A 21,278-nucleotide genomic window follows, 5' to 3' on the forward strand; every position below is an offset into this window, starting at 1 on the left:
CCGCTCACCACCTCTCGTAGTCGTCGTGGTGGCGGACCCAGTCCATCTTGTCCTCCAGGTGATCTTCCTGGCGACCCAGCGGGGTGAGGTCGAGGTAGTTGTAGGTGTTGTTGAGCAGGTCGCTACCGCGCCGGTAGGTGGAGTAGGCGTAGCGCACCACGTCGCCCTCGCGCAGGAACGTGCTGACGCCGGGCATCTCCGGCTCCGGGTCGTCGTCGTCGAGGCGCACGTGGAAGTCCTCGTAGAACGTGGTGCCGTGGCAGGAGACGAACGGCACGGTCCAGCCCATCCGCTTGACGAACTGCTCCGTCTCCGCCGGCGGCTCCGGCGACACCACCACCAGCGTGGTGTCCCGTGCGTGCAGGTGTGCCAGATGACCGATGTTGTCCACCCAGAACGAGCAGATCGGACACCAGCCGTACCCTTCCAACGAACCCATGAAGTGGTACGTGATGAGCTGCCGCCGGCCCTCGAACAGGTCGAGCAGACTCAGCCGGCGCCCGCCCGGGGCGATGAAGGTGTAGTCCGTGTCGACGGTCAGCAGGGGCAGCGCCTGCCGCTCCCGGGTCACCGCGTCGCGGGCCCGGGTCAGTTCCTTCTCCCGCTCCAGCAGCGCCTTGCGGGCGGCCAGCCACTGCGCCCGGTCGGCCGGGGCCGGCGTGGTGGTGGTGGGGGCGCTGCCCGTAGCCCCGTCAGCGCAGCACGACATCGGCGCGCTCCAGCTCCGTCAGGAACACCCCGCGCGACAGCGCCTCGGCGGTCCGCTCGATGTCGTCGGACATGTACCGGTCCTCGTTCAGCGTGGACACGAGGCCGCGGACGGTGTCATAGGTGGCCCGGGCGGCCGGGCTCAGCCCGTCGGGCCCACCCCGCAGGTCCACCGCCTGCGCCGCGGCCAGGAACTCCACGGCGAGGATGCGGTCGTTGTTCTCCAGCACCCGCCGGGCGTTGCGGGCGGCGATCAGGCCCATGCTGACCACGTCCTGGTTGTCGCCGTTGGACGGCACGCTCTGGGTGCTGGCCGGCCCGATGGTGCGGTTCTCCGCGACCAGCGCGGTGGCCGGGTACTGCGCGCCGGCGAACCCGCTGTTCAGGCCGGGGTCGCCGGCCACGAGGAACTCCGGCAGCCCGTCGCTGAGATGCCGGTTCAGCAGTCGGTTGGTGCGCCGCTCGGAGAACACCCCGAGCTGGGTGAGCGCGATGGTCAGGAAGTCCATCACGAAGGCGATCGGCTGGCCGTGGAAGTTGGCGCCGTGGAAGACCTCCTTGCCAACGAAGAACAGGGGGTTGTCGTTGGCCGAGTTGACCTCGGTCTCCAGCTTCTCCATGGCGTGGTACACGGTGTCCCGGACAGCGCCCACCACCTGCGGGATGGCCCGCAGCGTGTACGCCTTCTGCATGTAGATCTCCGTACGGGAGACGCCGTTCGCGGTCCGCTCGGTCGCCTGCAGCTGCCGGCGCAGGTCCTCGTGCTCCAGCGCCAACCCGCTGCCCCGCATCAGGGCCCGCATGTTCGCCGCGGTGTCGATCTGGCCGCGGTGCGGACGCGCGATGTCGTGGCCCTCGGCGAGGAACGGACTGGTCGACGCACGCATCGTCTCCAACACCAGCGCGGTGACGACCTCCGCCTGGCGAACCTGGTCGAGCGCGCGCTTGGCCACCAGGCAGCCCAGGCCGGTCATGCCCGAGGTGCCGTTGATCAGTGAGAGGCCCTCCTTGAAGCGGAGCTCCAGCGGCTCGATGCCGAGCTTGCGCAACACCGGGCCGGTCGGCACGCGGCTACCACCACGCAGCAGATAACCCTCGCCGATGAGGGTGGAGGCGATGTGTGCCAGCGGAGCCAGGTCACCGCTCGCTCCCAGCGAGCCGATCTGCGGGATGGCCGGCGTCAGGCCCTCGTTCAGATACAGCGCCAGCCGCTCCAGCACCTCGGGGCGGACCGCGGAATATCCCTTGGCGAGGGCGTTGAGCCGGGCCGCCACGATCGCCCGGGCCTCGTCCTCGGCGAAGTCCGGCCCCACGCCGGCGCTGTGACTGCGCACGAGGTTGGTCTGGAGCTCTACCTCCTTCGAGGTGTCGACGAGCATGTAGACCATCTCGCCGTAACCGGTGGTGACGCCGTACACCGGCTCACCGCGTCGTACGGTGTCCTCGAACATGGCCCGGCTGCTGGCCGCACGGCCCAGCGCGTCCCGGTTCACGCCGCAGCGGACGCGGTCCACCGCGACCTTCCACACATCGGGCACGCCGACGGTCTCGCCGTCGAAGTCGACGGTCGTCTGGGTCTCGACAAGGGTCACAGTGCACACTCCATCGGATCGCGGTGTTTCGTTCTTCCGGTACGGAGGCCGGCCAGGGCGCGCCGGTCGACCTTGCCGCCGGTGTTGCGCGGCAGGGAATCCACGGTGGTGAAGGTGACCGGCAGGACGGGATCGCCGAACCGGCGGCGCAGTGCCGAGCGCCAGTGGTCCGGGGTCCCGCCTGGGCCGGGTACGACGTAGGCGTCGAGGCGGACGACCAGGCCGTCGTTGCCGGTCACGGGCACCACGGCGCAGGCGGCCACGCCTTCGTCCGCGGACAGGGCGGCCTCGACGTCGGCGAGCTCGATGCGGACGCCGTACATCTTGATCTGCAAATCCCGGCGGCCGTGAAACTCCAGCACACCGTCCGGGCGCCACCGGCCGAGGTCACCGGTCCGGTAGTGCGGGGTGACGCCGTCGCCACCGGCCGGCGGGTGGAACACCCCGTTGTCCGCGGCCGCCGCCCCCACGTACCCGGTGGTGACGTACCGGCTGCGGATCACCAGGTGACCGATCTCGCCCGGCGGGCACGGGCGGTCGCGGTCGTCCAGGACGAGCAGGTCGCGTCCGGGGATGGGCCGGCCGATCGCGACGGTGCCGGTCCCGGTGTCCGCGACGGACACCTCGTGCCAGGTGGCGAGGATGGTCTCGGTCGGTCCGTACAGGTTGACCAGCCTGGTCTGCGGCAGCCGCGCCCGGAGCTGGCGGGCGAGCGGGCCAGGCAGCGCCTCGCCGGCGAGCAGCAGGGCGGCCAGCCGGGTCGACGCCGGATCGCCGGCGAGCAGCGGCTCCAGCTCACGGGCGAAGCTCGGCACGGTCTGGAGCACCGTCACGCGCTCGCGTGACAGCCACGGCACCAGGCGATCCGGGTCCGCGCGTATTCGCCACGGCACCGGGCACAGCGTGGCGCCCCCGCGCAGGGCCGCGAACACCTCGACGAGGCAGGCGTCGTAGCCGGGTGCCGCCCACTGCGCCAGCCGGGTGCCGGCACCGATGCCGAACTCGGCGGCGAACCACCCGGTGAACTGGGCCAGCGCGGCATGGGTCTGCCGGATGCCCTTGGGTCGACCGGTGGTGCCGGACGTGTACGCCACGTAGGCGGTCGAGTCCGGAGCGACGGCGGACACCGTGGTGTCGGTGGCGCCGGGGATGCCCGCGAGGTCCAGCACGGGCACGCCGGTCGCGTCGACCGCCCGGCGTACCGGATCGTCCGGGTCCGAGTCGGTGAGTACGCACGCCGGCCCCAGATCGGCGAGCGCGGCGTGCGCGGTCCCGGTGCCGGCGAGACACACCATCGGCGCCCCCGAACCGAGCGCGCCGACGAGCGCGACGACCAAATCCGCGCCGGGGGACGCGAGCACTGCCACCGGTCGTCCAGGCCCGGCACCGTACGCCCGCACCGCCGCCCGCACACCGGCCGCGCGGCGTGCCAGCTCGCCGTAGGTGAGCTCGACGTCGCCGTCCGACACGGCGATCGCTTCGGGATGCCGCCGGGCCTGCGCCCGGATCAGGTCGGCCACGGTCGGGCCGGCCTCGGCCGGCTCCAGACCCTGGGTGTTCGCGGTCACGCCTCCTCCTTTCCAGATCGGTTGGGGCGACGGGGAGATCAGCGCAGCCGCACGGGCAGCGCGTTCAGGCCGTGCATGACGACGCTCGCCCGCCAGGCCAGCGATTCGGCCGGGTTGGCCAGCCGCAGGTGCGGATAGCGGCGCACCAGCGCGCGGATGGCGATCGTCGCGTCCAGTCGGGCCAGCGGCGCGCCGATGCAGTGGTGCAGTCCGTGCCCGAACGCCACGTGCGCGTTCTGCGGCCGGTCGACGCGCAGCGTGGCCGGCTCGGCGAACCGCTCCGGATCGCGATTGGCCGCCAGCAGCGAGACCAGCACCACCGCGCCGGTCGGAATGGTGGCCCCGCCGACGGCCACCGGCTGCCGCGCCCGCCGGGCGGCAACCTGCACGGGACTCTCGTACCGGAGAACCTCCTCCACGGCGTCCGGCACCAGGCCCGGATCGGCGCGCAGCCGCTCGAGCTGCGGGCGGTCGGTCAGCAACGCCAGCATCGCGTTGCCGATCAGGTTGACGGTGGTTTCGTGTCCGGCGATCAGCAGAAGGAACACCATGGAGGTGAGCTCGTCCTCGGTGAGCCGGTCACCGCCGTCCCGCACCGATGCCAGGGCGGAGAGGAGGTCGTCACCCGGCGCGCGGCGTTTGTCGCGCAGCAGGCCCTGGGCGTAGTCCAGCATCTCCCCGGCGGCCGCCTCCAGTTCGGCGAGGCTCAGCGCGCTCGCCGTCAGTGTGGTCGTCCAGCGGTGGAAGGCGGCGTCGTCCGACTCGGGGATGCCGAGCAGCCCGCCGAGCACCCGGATGGGCAGCGGCAACGCGTACGCCGCGACGAGGTCGACCTCGTCCGCGCCGGCCATCGCGTCCAGCAGATCCTCGGCGATCCGCTCGATGCGTGGCCGCATGTCCTCCATCCGTCGCCGGGTGAACGCTGCGGAGATCAGCCTGCGCAGGCGGGTGTGGTCCGGCGGTTCCCGGTTCAGCATGTGATTGTTCATGCCGAGGCGGAGCCGCTCGGAAAGACCGCGCCGGTCGGCTACCGCGCCGGTGCGGCCCTCCAAGCGGGTGTCGGCCAGGCACCGGCGCACCTCGTCGTACCCGACCACCAGCCACGCCGGACCGCCGGACGGCAGCGTCACCCGGTGCACCGGTCCCAGCGCCGCCAGGCGTGCGGATCCGGCGTGCCGCTGTGCCGCGTCGCCCAGCAGGAAGTCCGCGGCGTGCGGCGCGACGGTCATGCCGTCATCCTGGCAACAGCGGGTGTCGCGCAGCGCCTTCGTGGTTGCGCTGCTGGAACGAGGTGCATCCGGCATGATCAGGACCGGCCGAACTGTCCCGGCGTGCGACCCGCACCGGCCGGCCCGCGGTACGCCTGGGCGATGTCCAGCCAGTGCTCGGCGTCGGCCCCCGTCGCGGTCAGGGACAGGTCGTCGCGGTGCCGGCGACGCGTGACGAGCAGGCAGAAGTCCTCGGCCGGTCCGGAGATCCGCTGCTCGGCGTCCTCCGGGCCGAACTGCCAGACGGCGCCGGACGGAGCGGTGAGCGTGTAGCCGAACTCGACGTCGGGGGTCGACTCGCCGCGAGCCTGATAGCCGAAGTCCCAGGTGCGCACCGCGAAGCCGCACAGGAACCGGATCCGGTCCGTCCGCACCTGACGCACGCCGAGCGTGTCGGCGATGTCCTGGCCGTGGCCGAACAGCTCCATCATTCCAGCGCAGGCGAGCACCGGCGCGGGTAGTGGCCGCACCAGCCAGGGCACCACCTGACCGTCCGGCACGGCGGCGAGAGCCTTCTCGGCGTTGGCGCGTTCCTCCCGCCACCGGTTCAGCAGGACGTGCGGCGGGTCGGAGAGATAGGCCGACAGCGCCACGTCGACGTTGCGGTCGAAGTCACCGCTCATCGTCGCGACGCGGGCGCGGAAGCCGTCCGGGTCCGCGGCGGCGAAACCGGCCAGCCGGAATGTCGCGGCCAGGTGGGCCACCTGATGGGCGATGGTCCAACCGGGAGCCGGCGTGTCCAGCTTCCACTGTGTGTCGTCCAGGCCGGCGAGCAGCCGGTCCAGCTCGGCACCGTCAGCGGTCAGGGCGGGGATCGGGTCGGGTCCGGTCACCGTGAGGTCCTCTCGATCGGGCGTGCGGGTGGCGTCGGGTCGGTGCGAGCCGGGCGGCGGTGTGGACTGGATCGGCGTCGGTTCTCTGCAGGCGGGGCCCGTGCGCCAATCCCCGGAAAACGTCTCCATGGTCGACCTCGCACGGAGGGTGATGCACCTTCGTCAGTGCGCTGCGGGGCAGTGTGGTTCTTCGCCGACGGGGTGTTCAGGGCGACTGCGCACGAACGCGTACGCGTGGCACGGGTGGCGACTCACCGGGACCGGAACGTTTCCGGACCGTCTTCGCACCGCCGCTGGGGCACCATGAACGCCGGACGGGCGCGTCCAAAGAACCGAAGGGAGTCACACGATGGCGCAAGGCACCGATCTGCCGAGCTCACTGGGCAAGCCCGCGCTGCGGGCACTCGAGGGTGCCGGCTACACCAAGCTGGAGCAGTTCACCAAGATCAGCGAGTCCGAGGTCAAGGAGCTGCACGGGATGGGCCCCAAAGCCCTGAGCACGCTCAAGTCGTCGATGAAGGCGAAGGGCCTCTCCTTCAAATGAACCGTGACGACCGGGTGGGTGGCTGTTCGCCACCCACCCGGCCTCGTCGTGACGGGCACCCGCCACAGCACTTTGGAAGAAGGCATCTGATGGGAAACGGGTACGAAGGCCACACATCAGCTCCATCGCGAGGCAGTGTGGGGCGTCGACCCGGAGGAAGCGGCATGACACAGGCCAGAACAGCCATGATCATCGGTAGCGGCATCGCCGGCAGTGTGGCGGCGCTCGCGTTGCGCCGTGCAGGCATCGAGCCGACCGTGTTCGAGGCGTACGACCGACCGTCCGACGATGTCGGCGGCGAGTTGATGCTGGCGCCCAACGGCATCGACGCGCTCGGCATCGTCGGGGTCGAGGACGACGTGCACCGCCTTGGCAGCCCCATCCGCCGTACCGTCATGACGGACGGCCGAGGCCGCCCGTTCGGCGATTTCGAGCACCTGCCCGATCTGCCGCCGAGCCGCGCGGTCAAGCGCGCGGACCTGCAACGACTGCTGCGCGAGCGGACCGAGGCGGCGGGTGTCCGCATCGTCTACGGCCGGCGTCTGGTCGGCGCCACGGACTCGCCGGACAGCATCACCGCCAGCTTCGCCGACGGCAGCAGCGCGACCGCCGACGTCCTGATCGGCGCGGACGGCATCCGATCGGCCGTCCGGCGCCTCATCGACCCGGGCGCACCCACGGCGCAGTACACCGGGATGCTCGGCCTGGGCGGCGCCGTGGAGGTGCCGTCGGTCGGTGAGCCGGGCGTCATGCATCTGGCGAACGGGCACGACGCCTTCTTCGGCCACTGGATCGGATCCGACGGACGCGTCAACTGGTTCAGCAACATCACCAGCGACGAGCCGATGGCGATGTCCGAGGCGCGCCGGGTGCCAGCGGACCGATGGCTGAACCGGTTGCGCCGGGTGCACGCCGAGGACGTACCGGCGCGCGACGTGCTCGACCGGGCCGGGCCGCAGGACGTGTTCCCGTTCGGCGCCATCGAGATCCTGCCCCCGCTGCGGACGTGGTACCGCGGGCGGATGGTGCTGGTCGGGGATGCCGCGCACGCGCCCTCCCCGGTGTCCGGTCAGGGCGCCTCGTTGGCCTCGGAGAGCGCCGTGCAGCTCGCCCGCTGCCTGCGTGATGTGCCGGGGGTGCAGGCGGCGTTCGCCACCTACGAGATGATGCGCCGGCCCCGGGTGGAGAAGATCGCTGCCGATGCCGCGCGCGCCAATCAGGCCAAGGCACCCGGCCCGGTCGCGTACGCGCTCATGCGGCTGCTGGCCCCCGTCGCGCGGCACACCGTGCTGAAGCCCGAGCGGATGTTCGGCCCGGTGCACCGGCACCGGATCGACTGGAACCGGACGGTCACCCCCGCCTGAGCGGCGTCGACCGGTCCGCGGTGTACGCCTCGTGAACCTCCCGCAGGGCACCGATGCCGCCGCCGAAGACGGTGACCGCCAGCTCGGTGACGCCGGCCTCGGCGAACTCGCGAAGCCGCCCGGCGATCCGGTCCACCGGCCCGAGCAGCGACGTACGGTCGACGAAGTCCGCCGGTACGGCGGCGGCCGCCTCGGCGTACCGCTTCGCCAGATACAGCTCCTGGACGTCACGGGCCGCGTCCGCGTATCCCATGCGTGCGGCGAGGAGGTTGTAGAAGTTGCGGTCTCGGCTGCCCATGCCGCCGAGATAGAGGGCGACGTGCGCGCGGACCCGGTCGACGCACCGCCCGACGTCGTCGCCGACGGCGAGCGGCACTGACGCGATCACCTCGAACCCGTCCATGGGCCGGCCGGCTCGCTCCCGGCCGGCCCGGACGTGCCGCAACTGCTCGGCCGCGAACTCCGGGCTGAGGAATGCGGCGAGCCAGCCGTCGCCGATCTCCCCGGCCAGTTCCAGGTTGCGCGGGCCGACCGCGGCCAGATAGATCGGCAGGTCCGGGCGGGGCGGATGGACGGTCAGCCGCAGGGCTCTGCCGGCGCCGCCGGCCAGCGGCAGCGGGTAGTGCCGGCCCGGGTGGGCGAGCGGGCGCCGGGACAGGGCGAGGCGGAGCACGTCGACGTACTCACGGGTCCGCCCGAGCGGGTCGGCGAAGGGCACGCCGTGCCATCCCTCGGACACCTGTGGTCCGGAGACGCCGAGGCCCAGCCGGAACCGACCGCCGGACAGGCGATCGAGGGTCGCGGCGGTCATCGCGGTGAGTGCGGGGCTGCGTCCCGGCATCTGCATGACGGCGGAGCCGATGTTGACGGACCGGGTGTGCGCGGCGATCCAGGTCAGCATCGTCACCACGTCCGAGCCGTACACCTCCGCCGCCCACACGGTGTGGAAGCCGAGCCGCTCGGCCTCGACGGCCAACCGCACCCGGCCGGCGGCATCGCCGGCGCCCACCAGATGTCCCAGATTCAGCGACAGTCGCATCCGACCATCGTGGCGTCGGGTCGCATCGGCGGGCATCTCGCGCCGTGCCGTTCCCGCAGCGCAGGGCACCGGCGACGCCCGATCAGACGGGCCCTGGCACCTGCGCAGCCTGGGAGGTGCTCCCGGTCGAACTCGGGGCCAGGATGTGTGACGAGAGCAGGGGGTGGCGATGACCGGAGGGCACGGAAGTCGCACCGCTGCTGTGGTGAGCATGGAGGAGTTTGATGTCCATCCACGATTCACGTGTCGAAGCTATGGATCCGGTCGAGTTCGCCCGTCTGGTCAAGCACACTCCGGACGACGAGCTGCGCGAGGTCATGCGCGGTGAGCGGCGTGCCGAAATCCTCGATCACCTGATCGGCGGGATGCAGTCCGCGTTTCGGCCCGAGGTCGCCGGCCGGACCCGGGCGGTGGTGCACTGGCGCATCGGCGATCGACCGGACGGCGGCGTCGACACCTACCAGATGGTCATCGCCGACGGCGTCTGCACTCTGTCGTCCCGCGCCGACGGGCAGCCACAGCTGACCTTGAACCTGGCCGCGGCTGATTTCGTCCACCTGGTCACGGGCAACGCGCACGCGGTGATGCTGGTGATGAAGGGCCGGTTGAAGACCCGAGGTGACCTCGGTCTGACCGCCCGGTTCCCCACCTTCTTCGCCGCCCCCCGGCCCTGAGCGGCGCGGCCCGGACCGGGCGGAGGCGTCGTGTCCATCTGGCGATTCGGCAGGTGAGGAGCGAGAACATGACCGACACCGGTGCGCACGGTGAGGATGGGCGCGATGCCGAGGATTCGGCCGCAGACCCTCGCCACGGGGACCTCGAAGACCCGTGGCGCGGTATCCCGGCCACGCTCCTCGACGGTCCCGGCTACCACATCGGCGGGCCGGCCGGAGACGGGCGAGGTGCGCCGCAGACGCTCGGAAACTCTCGCGCCGGGAACGTCGAAGACCGCTGGCGCGGCATTCCGGCCACGCTTCTCGACGGCCCCTTCTACAACGCCGACCCAGCGGGTGACTCCCGATGAGCGGCTGGCTCGCGGCGCCCACCGTCAGGCGGTACGACCTCGCCAGGATCCGCGGGCGCCACCGGGTCGCGTACGCCGACTGAGGCGCGCGCACCGCGGCCGGTGCGGGTGTCGCCGCTCTCCCGCCGGGCAACGTGCCTGTGCCCGTCTCCCACGTGCCTCTCAGCTGGCACGGTCGGCCCGGCGGGGAAGCTGTTGGGGCACCCCGGTCGCCGGGTCGCCGGCGTGCCGCGTGCCGTTCGCCGGCGGCGCGTCGGTGGTGGGGGAGCGGCCGTGCGTCGACGGGGCCGCGCCGGACGTATCGGCCGGTCTGCCGAAACGCTGGGTGACCAGGTGCTCCTGGGCCATCCCGCGCAGCGCGGCGAGCGCCGCGTCGAGCAGCACCGCGCGGGCCACCGCGGCGGCCCGCTCCACTTCCATGTCGTCGCGCGGAAGCAGACTGAGCTCGCGGTCCGCGGACTGTTCCGCGAGTTGTGCGTACGGATGGAAGAACTCGGTGCCGTGGCTACAGCCGAGCTCGCGCAGAGCTGCGAGGACATGGGCCAGCCGGTTCCGACCCGGGACGTCGTCGCCCACCTGCCAGCCCAGCTCGTTGATGAGGCGGTCGACCTCGGTGCGCTCGGCCGTCACGTCGTTGACGGCCTTGGACTTGTCGAGGTCCGGGTACACCACCCGGTTGGCGGTCCGGTACAGCCCGGGAAGTGGGAGGTCGTCGTCCTCGATGGCCGTCAGCAGTTCCATCACTGTGGACAGTTCAAGCTGGCCGATGCCGGTCATCGCTCGGATGAAGAGCAGGCGCCGTCGGTGCGCCTCGCCGTACTGCGCCTGGTTGCGGCCAGTCAGTCGGCCCGGTGGGACGAGACCCTCACGAAGATAGAACTTGATTGTTGCGACGGGCACGCCGGTGTAGCGGCTCAGGTCAGAGATGCGCATCGAGTTCCCCCAGCTGGTCAACACAGCCCCGCGGTGCGATTCTCCCACGTAGAAAGGGTGGAGATTGATGGCGATCCCATGGCACGCTCGTGGCGGAAGCGTTCGGGCCGTCACCGCGTCGCGGCTGTGGCCCGGGTGGGACCGGCAGTCGAGCAGTCAGGCAGCGGTACGGTCGGACTCGCGGAGCTTCGTAATCATTACGGGCGCGGCGCTCAGGGGCGTCTCGGCGGCCTGCTGTTCCGCCGCGACCCGGGCCAACGCGAGCTTTCGGCTGTCCATCAGGGCCAGTAGCACGGGCGGGTCGATGCTCTGGATCGGCTGTAGGTCGAGGTCCACCCGGATGTCGGAGTTCCATGAGACCGTCAGCGGCCCCTCCGAGGCCACCGCGATCGGTCGGTTCGCCTCGTCGGGACGCCCGCCCGCGTTGGTGTCGACGGCTTGAGCGAGCAGGTACCAGGTGCCCGGCGGCACCGTGTCGAAGTGGAAGTAGCCGCCGTCGGGTAGCACCGCGCAACGCACCGGACGGCCCTCGGGGATGCGGTCCGTGAAGAGGCCGACGAAGACCGGCCCGTTCGGCCGGCCCGGCTGCGAGGGGATGCGGCCGTGCACCCGAGCCTCGGAGAGCGGGGCCGGTTCCGGGTCGGTCGCGATCTGCGGGGCGTAGCCGGCGCGGCGTCGGTAGGTGGTTGGCGACATGCCGACGCTGCGGGTGAACCGCGAGCTGAAGGTGCCGACGCTGTTGTAGCCCACGCGGAGGCTGATGTCGGCGACGTTGAGTGTGGTGGAGATCAGCAGCTGTTTGGCGCGTTGCAGACGCAGCGCGGACAGGAAACGGCCCGGGGAGACCCCGGTGGTCCGCTGGAAGATCCTGGTGAAGTGGAACTTGCTGAACATGGCAGCCCTGGCCATGTCGTCGACGGTGAGTTGCTCGCCGAGGTTCTCTCGCATGGTGCTGATCGCACGATTCACGGCCTGCTTGGTCGATTCCTCCATGATGCCTCCCCCTGACCTGTCCGGCGATTTTTCGTACTAGGTGGTAATAATTGTCGTGTAAAGCATCGCGGTTTTGGTCCCATCGAGCGCTGTAGTGATGCATATGATTGCGCTGGTATGCCCTGCTGCCTCACTCCCGCCGCCCCGAAGGGCTCCGCTTCCGGTCGAGGCTAGCCCAGCCCAGAGCGATTGACAATACTGCTGATCATCGAGGGCAATAGACCGCAATCGTGAAGAGAGGAACGCCTTGAGCAGTGCCTTCGACACTCATATGAAGCTGACGGTCATCCATGCGGATAGCGGTGCGACCCACTTTCCACGGGGGGTGCCGAAAGCGGTCAATTTGGAAACTGGTCACAGATACGGTGCCCCTGGGCTGCGGTTTGACGCGAAACGTCGGTAATTGTCGATCATGTACCCGGCGGTTTGGCTACCTTCAGTGAATCTGGCGCTTTGCCGACTGAAAAAGATTATTGACCGGAGCGATGAGCGGAAGGTAAGATTGTTTGCTCACGCTGTTGACCGGATTTAATGCAATGCATAGTCAGAGCTTCCCGGATTGCCAATAGCCGTTTTGCTCTTAAAGAAAATTACTATCTGAATTGCTCGTTCCGGGATCGCGTGGCCAATATTCGTCAATTCTCAATCGGGTGCCGAGGAAATGGCTCAGCCGCTCGTCGCGCTGGTTTCGATCGGGCCCGGATGGTCAGTCCGGACGGATTCCAAAGATCGCCGTCCGGCCAGGTGAACAATAGGGTAAATGACAGTGGAATCCCGTCGGCCGCACCGCCTCGTGCCACCCGGCACGGTCCCTACCAGGGATGGGGGCGAGGGTTGTCTGACCGACCCCTTTCGAGTATCCCGTCGGCGGGACACCCGTGGGGAGACACACCCGAGGGGCGCGTCCTACTGCTCAGGAAGGCGTACCAGACGGGCCGGCGTCGTTGCACCTGAAGGCGCGGCCGGCGACATCCAGGAGGCGTCGGGCGGGCCGTACGCCCTCCAGGATCAGCCGATGGTGCGCCGGCTCCAGCCCGCCGTCGGGGCCGGCGCCACGCGAAGGGCGCGCGCGCCCAGGTGACGGGCGGCGGTGAGGCTCGACCAGGCGGCCAGTTCGACGAGGCCGCGGTCGTCGTACCCCTGGGCGCGTACCCGGTCGACATCGGCGGCGGTGACCCGGTAGGAGGTGAACGCCACCAGCAACGTCAGACGCCCCGCCGGGCGGTCCGACTCCGGCAGGCCCGCGACGCACTCGTCGAGCCAACCAAGTCGCAGGGCGGCCGGGCGCGCGTCCAGGCCGGACGGGGGCGCGCCAAGGCGAGGGAGCTGCGCCGTCAACAGCCGGCGTACCGGTGCCGGGACGGTGCGTTCGCCTGCCGCGTCGACCACCGCCGCGGACCGGGCGAACGCCGCCACCAGGTGCGGCCGGTCGCCGGTCCAGGACAGGTCCGGCGGCACCGTCGCCGGAGGCAGCAGGCCCGGGGACTCGCCCGGGACCACGGCCCTGCCGGCCAGCCCGGCCAGGATCCGGGCCGCGCCCCGGCGCAGCACCGCAGCGACCGGGCGGGGCACCGGTGGCAGGGGCGAGTCCGGCAGGAAGACGTTGACCATCCGGTTCAGGTAGTGGAACACCACAGCGACGCCGACGAGTTCGGGACCGTGCTCGGGCGCGAACGGCGGCGGCCCGCCGTTGGCGGCCCAGCGGGCCAGCTCACGCAGCCGCGGGTCCCGCAGGTCGGCCAACTGCCCGGTCAGCATGGCGGCGGCGTCCGGGCCGCTCAGCAGGCCGGCGAGGGTGCCACCGTGCACGTCCACGCAGTACGGGCAACGGTTGGCCTGGGACACCCCGGCTGCCACCACCTCCCGGGCCTCCCGGCCCGTCTGCCCGGACGCCAGCAGCGCCTCGCGCAGCATGGTCCAGGCCGCGGCGAGCACGACCGGAGAGGCCGCGTGCAGCGCCACCGGCGGTGCGAGCATCCCGAAGTCCCGTTCGATCTGCTGGTACACGGCCGCCACCGGGCCGTCGGCCCGGCTCGGCGCGACTGGCGCGACGTGCCGGAGTTGCAACGCCGTGGCGGGTCGAGCGACCCTCGCGATGAGCTTTCGCACCGATTCTCCCTCGGAAGAACAGGCGCCGGCCGGCGCCCGGCCGGCCGACGCCCGACGGTTCAGCGGGCGAACACCGCCCGGCGGCCGGCGGTCTCGCCGTCCGGCGATGGCGCCCCGTAGGTGACGGAGACCCCACGCTCCTGCGCGGCCCGAATGATGCCCGGCATGGCGCGTTCGGCGAGGGCGGCGATCGTGAACGCCGGGTTCACCGTGAGCGCACCGGGGACCGCCGATCCGTCGGTGACGAAGATTCCGGGGTGTCCGCGCAGCTCGTGCCGGTCGTCCAGCGCCGAGGTGGCCGGGTCGTCGCCGATCCGGCAGGACGCCAACGGGTGCACCGTGTACGCGCCGACCAGGTCGTTCGTCCACGGCTCGACCCGGGCCAGCCCGTCGCGTTCCAGGATGTCCTTGATGTCGGCGTCGGCCAGTGACCAGCCCCGCCGGGTGTTCGCGGTGGGCTTGTAGCTCAGCGGACCGTGCCCCAGCATCTGCTGGGAGAAGCGGTGCGCGTTGCCGGTCTCCGGCGGTGGTCCGAAGACGCCCTCGTTGTCGTCCTCGGACATGATGAAGATCGTCAGCCAGGACTGCCAGCGGCGCAGCATCTCCTTCTTGTCCACCCCGAACCAGGTCGGGCCGCTGGCGTCGGGTGCCTGCGCCAGGATGGTGCCCAACCCCGGCGGGAAGTAGAGCTGCTCCAGTGAGTAGCGCTCGAACTCGGGCAGGTTGCCGTCGAGCCGGTCCCAACTGGCCACCGTCGGGCCGCGCCCGATCTGGTACGCCTCGTAGGCCCGCCCGTCCGGTCGGGACAGCCCGAGCACGTCTCGGATCCGGTCCTCGTCGAAGACGGCGGTGTTCAGTCGCTCCCCGTTGCCGGAGAAGTAGCGCCCCACCGCGTGCGGCATGGTGCCCAGCCCGGGCTCCGACCGTTGCAGGATCACCGGTGTGGCACCGGCACCCGCCGCGACGATGACGAGCTTCGCGTCGATCGCACCTTCGTCGTGCAGGATCCGGTAGTCCTCGCCGTCCACGATCCGGTAGTGCACCCGGTAGCCGCCGTCGTCGTTACGGGAAATCTGCTGCACCTCGTGCAGCGGCCGGATCTCCGCGCCGTGGGCGAGCGCCGCCGGCAGGTAGTTCAGCAGCAGCGATCGCTTGGCGTCGAACCGGCAGCCGGACATCATCCAGTTGCAGTTGGTGCACATGTCCACGTCGACGGCGGACGGCGCCGGGTTGGCGGTGCGCCCGGCGTGCCGACAGGCCGCGCCGAACAGACCACCGGCGTACGGGATCTTGTCCCAGGTCTGCCGGGTGATCGGCAGCGCCTCGGCGACCCGGTCGTACCAGGGTTCGAGGGCGTCCCGGCTGATCGAGCTGGGCCACATCCGGCGGCCGATGCTGCCGCGTCGCTCGAAGACGAAGCGCGGCGCGCGCGGCATGGTGGCGAAGTAGACAACGCTTCCGCCGCCGACACAGTTGCCGCCGAGCACGCTCATGCCGTCGCCGACCACGAAGTCGAAGACCCGGGTGTACGACGAGCCGAGCAGGAAGTCGTGGTCGAACTCCTCGCCGCGCAGCCACGGGCCGCGCTCCAGGACGGTCACGCGGGCACCGCCCGCAGCGAGGTGGTACGCGGGGATGGCCCCGCCGAAGCCGCTGCCGATGATGAGAACGTCGGTCGATTCGATGCTGGTCATGCGGGGCTGCCCGTCGCCGTCGTGTCGGGGTGGAGGTCGGCCAGTTGCCGGCCGTAGGAGAAGGACTCGAACCGCCAGATGCCGTCGGCCTGCGGCTGTTCGTAGCCGATGGTGAGCAGACCCGGGTGGCCGGCGGCCAGCGCGGCGGGTGTGCTGAGGTGCGCGGCGCTGTCGAAGGCCATGTTGCTGAACAGGGCCAGGCCCACCCACATCTGCTTTTCCGGGTGATCCGGTTGGGTGAGGTCCGCGACCAGGGCGGTGCGGTGGTCGAACGGCAGTGCCACGAACGGCGGCACCGTCGGGTCCAGCGTCAGGTCGCGGCCGGCCGCGTACTCCCGTGCGTGGTCGTTGAGGGAGAACACCAGGGAGTCCAGTCCTTCGGCCAGACCGCCGGCCGGGTTCTCGAGAAGCTCGACCGCACCGGCCGCCACCGCACCACCGCCGGCTGACACCCCGGCCACGCTGCGGTCCCCGGGAAACCGTTTCTCGCCGGGAATGATGGTGTCCGCGAACGCCTCTAGCACGAGGGTCCGATCCGGATTGCGCTCGGATTCGTCGGGCTGCACCGCATCGCCTCCTGTCCGTGGTCGGCGCGCCGGTACGGGTCGTCCGACTGGCGGACGCGCGACCGGAGGAGGTGCCCGCCGGGCCGGTCAGTGCCGTGGCCGTCGTGCCGGACCCGCGGCGGTGACCCACCGGACACCGCTCACGGATCGCTTTCCCACATCGTGACGGCAGCACGACGGGGACCGCATCTTCGTCGTTGCGCTCGCACGGAACCCCCGAATCTGGAGGAAAACCCCAGGTTCTGTGCGGGGCTTCTCCGGTCGTGCGCTGGACCGGTCGGCCCCACTCCAAGCGACCGCCGCCCGCTGATACTGACCGGGAACACGACGACGGATGGAGGACGGAGATGGTCGCCGGGCGAGTAGCGTCCTCAATGGTGCGTCGGCAGGTCAGGTACGTGTCCCCGGTTTCGCCCGGGTCGGCCGACGGGCTGGTCGCCGAGGTGTACGCGCAGGTGGCCGATGAGATGCGACTCGTGGTGCCGCCCGCGTTGATGCACTCTCCGGCACCGGACGTGCTGGCCGCGTACTGGGCGCTGACACGTGAACCCCTGGTCACGGTGGGGCCGGTGGACCGGGCCACCAAGGAGGCCGTCGCCGCGGCGGTGTCGGTGGCGAACACCTGCCCGTACTGCGCCGACATGCACACCGTCGGCATGTACGACCTGTCCGGCGAGCACGCCGCCGAGGCGGTCGCCGGCGACCGGATGCAGGACATCACCGAGCCGGAGCTGCGCGTCGCGGCGGAGTGGGCGCGTACCGCACACCAGTCCGACGACGCCGCGCCGCCGCCCGCCGGGCTGTCCCCGGCAGACCGCGCGGAACTGATCGGGGTGGTCGTCGCCTTTCATTACCTGACCCGCATGGTGAACGTTTTCCTGGCGAACTTCCTGCTGCCGCCGGGCCTTGCTCCGTGGTCCCGTCGCCGACTCAAGCAGGGGATCAGCCGGGTCCTGCGTCCCACCCTGCGGGAGCCGCGCGAGCCGGGCCGGGCCTCGGGCCTGCTGCCCGCCGCGCCGCTGCGCGCGGCCACCGCCTGGGCGGCGCCCCGGCCGGCGGTGGCCGCCGCGGTGGGCCGGGCCGACCAGGTCTTCCGCGCCGCCGGTGACCGCGCGCTCTCCCCGGAGGTACGCGACCTGCTCACCGCGCATCTCTCGGGGTGGCGGGGGAGGGACACCGGAATCAGCACCGACTGGTGCGAGCGCCTGATCGCCGACCTGGCACCGGCGGATCGAGCCGCAGCGCGGTTGGCGCTGCTCACCGCGGTCGCCTCGTACCAGGTCGACGCGGAGGTGGTCCAGGAGTTCCGCCGCCACCACCCAGAGGACGCTTCGCTGGTCGACGCCGCGGCCTGGGCTGCCTGGTCGGCGGCTTCCCTGGTCGGCGCCCGGCAGGTGGCCGACCCGGTGACCGGGCCGCCGCCCCAGCGCCACGGCTGACCACCGCCCCGCATCCGGACGTGCCGCCCGGCCGCCGGGTGGCGCATCCGCGGGTGCAGAGCAAAGGCTGCGGACATGGAAGCGGCGGCGGACGAGGCGGGTCCGGCGCCAACTGAGCATTGTGGAAGTAAGACGATGCGCCGCGACCCGGAAGGGTGGGAGGGGATGCCGTCCGCAGGGCTCGGGCGGCGACCGCTACGGCGACTGGAGGCCAGGATGAGTGTTGATGCGGCGCGAACCGGGAGGGTCGGCCCGACCAACTGGTGGAACGGTGCCCACCACCGTACCGCGCTGAACCTGTTCATGGTCGTGGTGCTGGCGCACTGGGCCGAGCACCTCACGCAGGCGTTCCAGATCTGGGCGCTGGGCTGGCCCGTGCCGCAGGCGCGCGGAGTGCTCGGTCTGTACTTCCCCTGGCTGGTCACCTCCGAATGGCTGCACTACGCGTACGCGCTGGTGATGCTGGTCGGCCTGTGGCTGCTGCGCGGCGGTTTCGTGGGCCGGTCACGCACCTGGTGGATGGTCGCCTTCGGGATCCAGTTCTGGCACCACATCGAGCACCTGATGCTCTTCGTGCAGGCTCAGACCGGCACGTTCTTCTTCGGCCGTTCCGTTCCCACCAGCATGTTGCAGCTGGTCCTGCCCCGGGTCGAGCTCCACCTGTTCTACAACACCGTGGTGTTCCTGCCGATGGTGATCGCGATCATCCTGCACCTACGGCCCAACCGGGCCGAGTCCGAGCTGATGACCTGCCGCTGCGCCCCACGGTTTACCGTGGCGCCCAGCACGCCGTGACGGCGCCGGAAGCAGCGCGATCGGGGCCAGGGTCCCGCTGGTTCGGGTACCTCCTCGCCGTTGTGGTCTGCGCGGTGGTGGCGCTGGCCGCACTCACCGACAAGCCGAGCGCCCGGGTCGCCGCGGTGACGCCGGCGGACGGCGCGACAGTCGCGGGTCCGCCGGCCGAGGTGGTGGTCACCTTCGAGGGCACGGTGCGAGCGAGGGAGTTCCATCTGGCCGTCGCGCCGGCCGGTCAGAGCCGTTCGATAGCGGCCGGCCCGGCGAAGCTGGAGGAGCAGCGGTTGGTGCTGCCCGTCAGTGTTCAGACCGCCGGGGCGTACCTGGCCGCGTACCACGTTCTCCTGACCGACGGACGGCAACTGAGCGGCACGACCCGGTTCACAGTGGCCGCTGGCGGGCCGCCCGTGTCGGTGGCCGCCGACGCCCCCTCGGTCGGGCCCGGTGGGCACCAACACGGTGCCGACGACCCCCTCAGCGTGGGCCTCCTCGTGCTGGACCTGCTGCTGGTCGTGGTCGTGGCCGTCGTGCTGCTGCGCCGGCCCCGGATCCGGGCGGGGCGACGCTGACGGTGACCGGGAGCGCATGAACGAAGGCGCGCGAGACGCGGCCGGCGTACGACGATGGGTACGCCGGCCGCGGCACGTCGCCGGGCCGTGAGGAGGACGACGATGCCGACGACAGTGGGTTCGATACGGCGGCTGGTCCTGACGCCGTCACTGGCGGAGACGACCTTCGCCCGCCGCGGCTTCCCCGTGACGCCCGGCCCGGTGACCCGCCGGCTCGAGGCGATTCCGCAGGCGGTGATCTGCGGGTTCGAGTGGGGCATCGACATGCGCGACCAGTGGGAGCTGGAACGTCGTCTGGAACTGGTCGAACCGGAGATGCGCGGCTTCGCGTACGAGGGCGCCGCGATGGCGCTCACCGTCATCGACGCGATGCCGGGACCACGCCGTCACCGAGCCCGGGAGCTGCTCGCCGGTCCGGGCCGGCCGCACACCTTCCTGACCTACATCGGCATCGGGTTCGCCATGGCCCGCCTGCCACGCCCACTGTGGAAGGGTGTGCTGCCGGATCTGGCCGGCACCCCCTACTACCCGACGATGAGCTGGCTGGCCGTCGACGGCTACGGCTTCGACCGGGCGTACTTCGAGACCGAGCGGTGGGTGACCCGGCAGGAGTTGCTGCCCGCGTACCCCTGGCAGGGGCGGGCGGACTACTTCCCGCGCGCCGTCGACCAGGGCATCGGCCGGGCGCTCTGGTTCATCCACGGGGCCGGCGCGGCGGACGTCGCCGCGGCGGTGCGGCGATTCGCGCCGGCCCGGCAGGCGGACCTGTGGAGCGGTGTCGGCCTGGCGGCCACGTTCGCCGGCGGCGCCGACCTCGGCAGCCTGCGCTCGCTGGCGGACGCCGCCGGAGAGGACCACGCGCACCTGGCGCAGGGCGCGGTCTTCGCGGCGAAGGCCCGGCACTTCTCCGGGTTCCAGCCGGCGCACACCGAGGTCGCGCTGACGGCACTGGCCGGCATGTCGGTCGAGGCCGCCGCCGCCCTGGCCGACGACGTCGCGGTCGACAGCTTCGCCGACGACGCCGAACCGGACTACGAAGTGTGGCGCCGCCGCATCCGCGCTCATTTCCCGGTGCCCACCACGCGCGTGTCGTAGCGATTCCCGCTACCCGTTATTACGCCCATTTTCCGGGCGCGGCCCCTGCCTGCCCGAGGTCGGTGAAAAGCGCCGCAACAAAGAAGAAGAATGTCCTCGCCCGGGCTGCGAATATTGGCGACATATCTATTGCCCTGGGGGTGCTGATGAGAGCTTGGCGAAGGCTGCGACGGCGTGTCCTTACCCCGGACATCTCCCAGACGAGGTGTGACGTCCGGGGCTTCCACGTCAAGGACGAGGCGACGCGTGAGCGCTTGGAGACCGTCGGCGGGTCCTTCCTCGCCGGCTTCGGCGAGGCCGCGGAGGCCCGCGTCGTGGCCGACGTCGTGGCGCCGCTGGAGCGGTTGGCGCCCACCTGGCGCGGCTTCGCCTACGAAGGCGCGGCCATGGGCCTGAGCATCCGCGACGCGCTGCCCGGGCGGGGCGGGCGGGTGGCCGAGTTCCTCGCCGGCCCCGGTGACCCGCACGTCTACATGGCGTACGTCGGTGTGGGATGGGCGATGGCCCGCCTGCCCCGGTTCCTCTGGTCCCGGCTGTACGCGCCGGACCCGCTGCTGCGCTGGCTGGTGCTGGACGGCTACGGCTTCCACCAGGCGTACTTCCGCACCGGACGCTACATCGAGCAGCGCTACCGCGAGGAAACCTTCTCCTGGCCCGGCGACGACCCGGGCAGGTACGCGGTGCGTGCGATCGACCAGGGCGTCGGCCGAGCCTCCTGGTTCGTGGTCGGGGCCGATCCGGACCGGCTGGCCCGCCTGTTCGCCGGGTTCCCGGAGCGGCGTCGAGCGGATCTGTGGGCCGGTGCCGGGCTGGCCGCCACCTATGCCGGCGGCGCTGACGAGGCGGGGCTGGAGCGGCTGCGCGAGCTGTCCGGGTCGTACCGGGGCGACCTGGCCCAGGGGTCGGCCTTCGCGGCCGGGGCCCGGGTACGCGCCGGCCTGACGGTGCCGCACAACGAGGTGGCCACCCGGGTGCTGTGCGGGTTGTCCACGCGGGACGCTTCGGCGGTCACCGACGACACCCGGATCGGGGTGGCCCCGGCGAACGGCTTCCCCGCGTACGAAGTGTGGCGGCAACGGATCAGGAACGCGCTCGTGCCGATTCGGAATAGTTGATTTGCTTCATTCACCGAAGACCGTGCGCGA

At 71.3% G+C, this 21,278-nt stretch carries 20 protein-coding genes; 9 read left to right on the forward strand and 11 right to left on the reverse strand.

Annotated elements, in window-relative coordinates; all coding sequences use genetic code 11:
• Positions 1-4: 4 nt before the first annotated feature.
• From AB0B68_RS11105 to AB0B68_RS11125, 5 genes are all read right to left on the reverse strand, one after another.
• On the reverse strand, positions 5-709 hold the full coding sequence (locus AB0B68_RS11105; protein ID WP_357204138.1) for a DUF899 domain-containing protein: 705 nt from the start codon (positions 707-709) through the stop codon (positions 5-7).
• A complete protein-coding gene (gene cmdF / locus AB0B68_RS11110) occupies positions 693-2,300 on the reverse strand; it encodes a tyrosine 2,3-aminomutase (protein ID WP_357259379.1) in 1,608 nt (535 codons plus the stop codon). Before cmdF ends, AB0B68_RS11105 begins: the two co-directional genes overlap by 17 nt.
• On the reverse strand, positions 2,297-3,868 hold the full coding sequence (locus AB0B68_RS11115) for an amino acid adenylation domain-containing protein (RefSeq protein ID WP_357259382.1): 1,572 nt from the start codon (positions 3,866-3,868) through the stop codon (positions 2,297-2,299). Before AB0B68_RS11115 ends, cmdF begins: the two co-directional genes overlap by 4 nt.
• A gap of 38 nt (positions 3,869-3,906) precedes the next feature.
• Complete coding sequence (locus tag AB0B68_RS11120) at positions 3,907-5,097, reverse strand: cytochrome P450 (protein WP_357204132.1); 1,191 nt, start codon at positions 5,095-5,097, stop codon at positions 3,907-3,909.
• 77 nt (positions 5,098-5,174) lie between these two features.
• Positions 5,175-5,969, reverse strand: coding sequence for a TIGR03084 family metal-binding protein (locus AB0B68_RS11125; RefSeq protein WP_357204130.1), 795 nt, complete (start codon positions 5,967-5,969; stop codon positions 5,175-5,177).
• A 349-nt stretch (positions 5,970-6,318) separates the two neighbouring features.
• Here AB0B68_RS11125 and AB0B68_RS11130 point away from each other — a divergent pair, with 349 nt between their 5' ends.
• Positions 6,319-6,513, forward strand: a complete 195-nt coding sequence (locus AB0B68_RS11130; protein WP_355008720.1) for a DNA-binding protein — start codon at positions 6,319-6,321, stop codon at positions 6,511-6,513.
• A gap of 164 nt (positions 6,514-6,677) precedes the next feature.
• Positions 6,678-7,877, forward strand: a complete 1,200-nt coding sequence (locus AB0B68_RS11135) for an FAD-dependent monooxygenase (RefSeq protein WP_357204128.1) — start codon at positions 6,678-6,680, stop codon at positions 7,875-7,877.
• Here AB0B68_RS11135 and AB0B68_RS11140 read toward each other — a convergent pair.
• The gene (locus AB0B68_RS11140; RefSeq protein ID WP_357204126.1) at positions 7,864-8,916 is read right to left on the reverse strand and encodes an LLM class F420-dependent oxidoreductase; all 1,053 of its coding nucleotides are present in this window, start codon (positions 8,914-8,916) and stop codon (positions 7,864-7,866) included. The genes AB0B68_RS11135 and AB0B68_RS11140 overlap by 14 nt on opposite strands.
• 224 nt (positions 8,917-9,140) lie before the next feature.
• Here AB0B68_RS11140 and AB0B68_RS11145 point away from each other — a divergent pair, with 224 nt between their 5' ends.
• Both AB0B68_RS11145 and AB0B68_RS11150 read left to right on the forward strand, forming a co-directional pair.
• The gene (locus tag AB0B68_RS11145; protein WP_357204124.1) at positions 9,141-9,590 is read left to right on the forward strand and encodes an SCP2 sterol-binding domain-containing protein; all 450 of its coding nucleotides are present in this window, start codon (positions 9,141-9,143) and stop codon (positions 9,588-9,590) included.
• 68 nt (positions 9,591-9,658) lie between these two features.
• A complete protein-coding gene (locus AB0B68_RS11150; RefSeq protein ID WP_357259386.1) occupies positions 9,659-9,940 on the forward strand; it encodes a hypothetical protein in 282 nt (93 codons plus the stop codon).
• A 162-nt stretch (positions 9,941-10,102) separates the two neighbouring features.
• Here AB0B68_RS11150 and AB0B68_RS11155 read toward each other — a convergent pair whose 3' ends face one another.
• The 5 genes from AB0B68_RS11155 to AB0B68_RS11175 form a co-directional block, all read right to left on the reverse strand.
• A complete protein-coding gene (locus AB0B68_RS11155) occupies positions 10,103-10,873 on the reverse strand; it encodes a MerR family transcriptional regulator (RefSeq protein WP_357204120.1) in 771 nt (256 codons plus the stop codon).
• 156 nt (positions 10,874-11,029) lie between these two features.
• Entirely contained in the window at positions 11,030-11,866 is an 837-nt protein-coding gene (locus AB0B68_RS11160; RefSeq protein WP_355008726.1) for an AraC family transcriptional regulator, read from the reverse strand.
• Between the two features lie 1,008 nt (positions 11,867-12,874).
• Complete coding sequence (locus AB0B68_RS11165) at positions 12,875-13,975, reverse strand: carboxymuconolactone decarboxylase family protein (RefSeq protein ID WP_357259389.1); 1,101 nt, start codon at positions 13,973-13,975, stop codon at positions 12,875-12,877.
• A 59-nt stretch (positions 13,976-14,034) separates the two neighbouring features.
• Positions 14,035-15,669, reverse strand: a complete 1,635-nt coding sequence (locus AB0B68_RS11170; protein WP_357259392.1) for a GMC family oxidoreductase — start codon at positions 15,667-15,669, stop codon at positions 14,035-14,037.
• On the reverse strand, positions 15,666-16,235 hold the full coding sequence (locus AB0B68_RS11175) for a DUF5987 family protein (protein WP_357196735.1): 570 nt from the start codon (positions 16,233-16,235) through the stop codon (positions 15,666-15,668). The genes AB0B68_RS11170 and AB0B68_RS11175 overlap by 4 nt, the downstream gene beginning before the upstream one ends.
• Before the next feature lie 374 nt (positions 16,236-16,609).
• On the opposite strand from AB0B68_RS11175, the gene AB0B68_RS11180 reads away from it, so the two are divergent.
• From AB0B68_RS11180 to AB0B68_RS11200, 5 genes are all read left to right on the forward strand, one after another.
• Positions 16,610-17,674 carry a carboxymuconolactone decarboxylase family protein gene (locus AB0B68_RS11180; protein ID WP_357259395.1) on the forward strand — a complete coding sequence of 355 codons (1,065 nt, stop codon included), beginning with the start codon at positions 16,610-16,612 and terminating at the stop codon, positions 17,672-17,674.
• A gap of 216 nt (positions 17,675-17,890) precedes the next feature.
• Positions 17,891-18,469, forward strand: a complete 579-nt coding sequence (locus AB0B68_RS11185; protein ID WP_357259398.1) for a hypothetical protein — start codon at positions 17,891-17,893, stop codon at positions 18,467-18,469.
• A complete protein-coding gene (locus AB0B68_RS11190; protein WP_357259402.1) occupies positions 18,466-19,038 on the forward strand; it encodes a copper resistance CopC family protein in 573 nt (190 codons plus the stop codon). The genes AB0B68_RS11185 and AB0B68_RS11190 overlap by 4 nt, the downstream gene beginning before the upstream one ends.
• Before the next feature lie 102 nt (positions 19,039-19,140).
• Positions 19,141-20,133: a DUF1702 family protein gene (locus tag AB0B68_RS11195; RefSeq protein WP_357259405.1), complete on the forward strand. Its 993-nt coding sequence runs from the start codon at positions 19,141-19,143 to the stop codon at positions 20,131-20,133.
• A gap of 146 nt (positions 20,134-20,279) precedes the next feature.
• Positions 20,280-21,248, forward strand: a complete 969-nt coding sequence (locus AB0B68_RS11200; RefSeq protein WP_357259408.1) for a DUF1702 family protein — start codon at positions 20,280-20,282, stop codon at positions 21,246-21,248.
• The last annotated feature ends 30 nt before the right edge of the window (positions 21,249-21,278 follow it).

Origin of the sequence: Micromonospora sp. NPDC049049, assembly GCF_040649115.1 — a bacterium.
Classification (GTDB): Bacteria; Actinomycetota; Actinomycetes; order Mycobacteriales; family Micromonosporaceae; genus Micromonospora.

Excerpts from the sequence above, each read along its gene's own strand:
- AB0B68_RS11185 (WP_357259398.1), top strand. The coding sequence starts at position 17,891 with ATGAGTGTTGATGCGGCGCGAACCGGGAGGGTCGGCCCGACCAACTGG.
- AB0B68_RS11145 (WP_357204124.1), top strand. The coding sequence starts at position 9,141 with ATGTCCATCCACGATTCACGTGTCGAAGCTATGGATCCGGTCGAGTTC.
- AB0B68_RS11135 (WP_357204128.1), top strand. The coding sequence starts at position 6,678 with ATGACACAGGCCAGAACAGCCATGATCATCGGTAGCGGCATCGCCGGC.
- AB0B68_RS11170 (WP_357259392.1), bottom strand. The coding sequence starts at position 15,669 with ATGACCAGCATCGAATCGACCGACGTTCTCATCATCGGCAGCGGCTTC.
- AB0B68_RS11180 (WP_357259395.1), top strand. The coding sequence starts at position 16,610 with ATGGTGCGTCGGCAGGTCAGGTACGTGTCCCCGGTTTCGCCCGGGTCG.
- AB0B68_RS11140 (WP_357204126.1), bottom strand. The coding sequence starts at position 8,916 with ATGCGACTGTCGCTGAATCTGGGACATCTGGTGGGCGCCGGCGATGCC.
- AB0B68_RS11120 (WP_357204132.1), bottom strand. The coding sequence starts at position 5,097 with ATGACCGTCGCGCCGCACGCCGCGGACTTCCTGCTGGGCGACGCGGCA.
- AB0B68_RS11200 (WP_357259408.1), top strand. The coding sequence starts at position 20,280 with ATGAGAGCTTGGCGAAGGCTGCGACGGCGTGTCCTTACCCCGGACATC.
- AB0B68_RS11195 (WP_357259405.1), top strand. The coding sequence starts at position 19,141 with ATGCCGACGACAGTGGGTTCGATACGGCGGCTGGTCCTGACGCCGTCA.
- AB0B68_RS11105 (WP_357204138.1), bottom strand. The coding sequence starts at position 709 with ATGTCGTGCTGCGCTGACGGGGCTACGGGCAGCGCCCCCACCACCACC.
- AB0B68_RS11150 (WP_357259386.1), top strand. The coding sequence starts at position 9,659 with ATGACCGACACCGGTGCGCACGGTGAGGATGGGCGCGATGCCGAGGAT.
- AB0B68_RS11130 (WP_355008720.1), top strand. The coding sequence starts at position 6,319 with ATGGCGCAAGGCACCGATCTGCCGAGCTCACTGGGCAAGCCCGCGCTG.
- AB0B68_RS11160 (WP_355008726.1), bottom strand. The coding sequence starts at position 11,866 with ATGGAGGAATCGACCAAGCAGGCCGTGAATCGTGCGATCAGCACCATG.
- AB0B68_RS11155 (WP_357204120.1), bottom strand. The coding sequence starts at position 10,873 with ATGCGCATCTCTGACCTGAGCCGCTACACCGGCGTGCCCGTCGCAACA.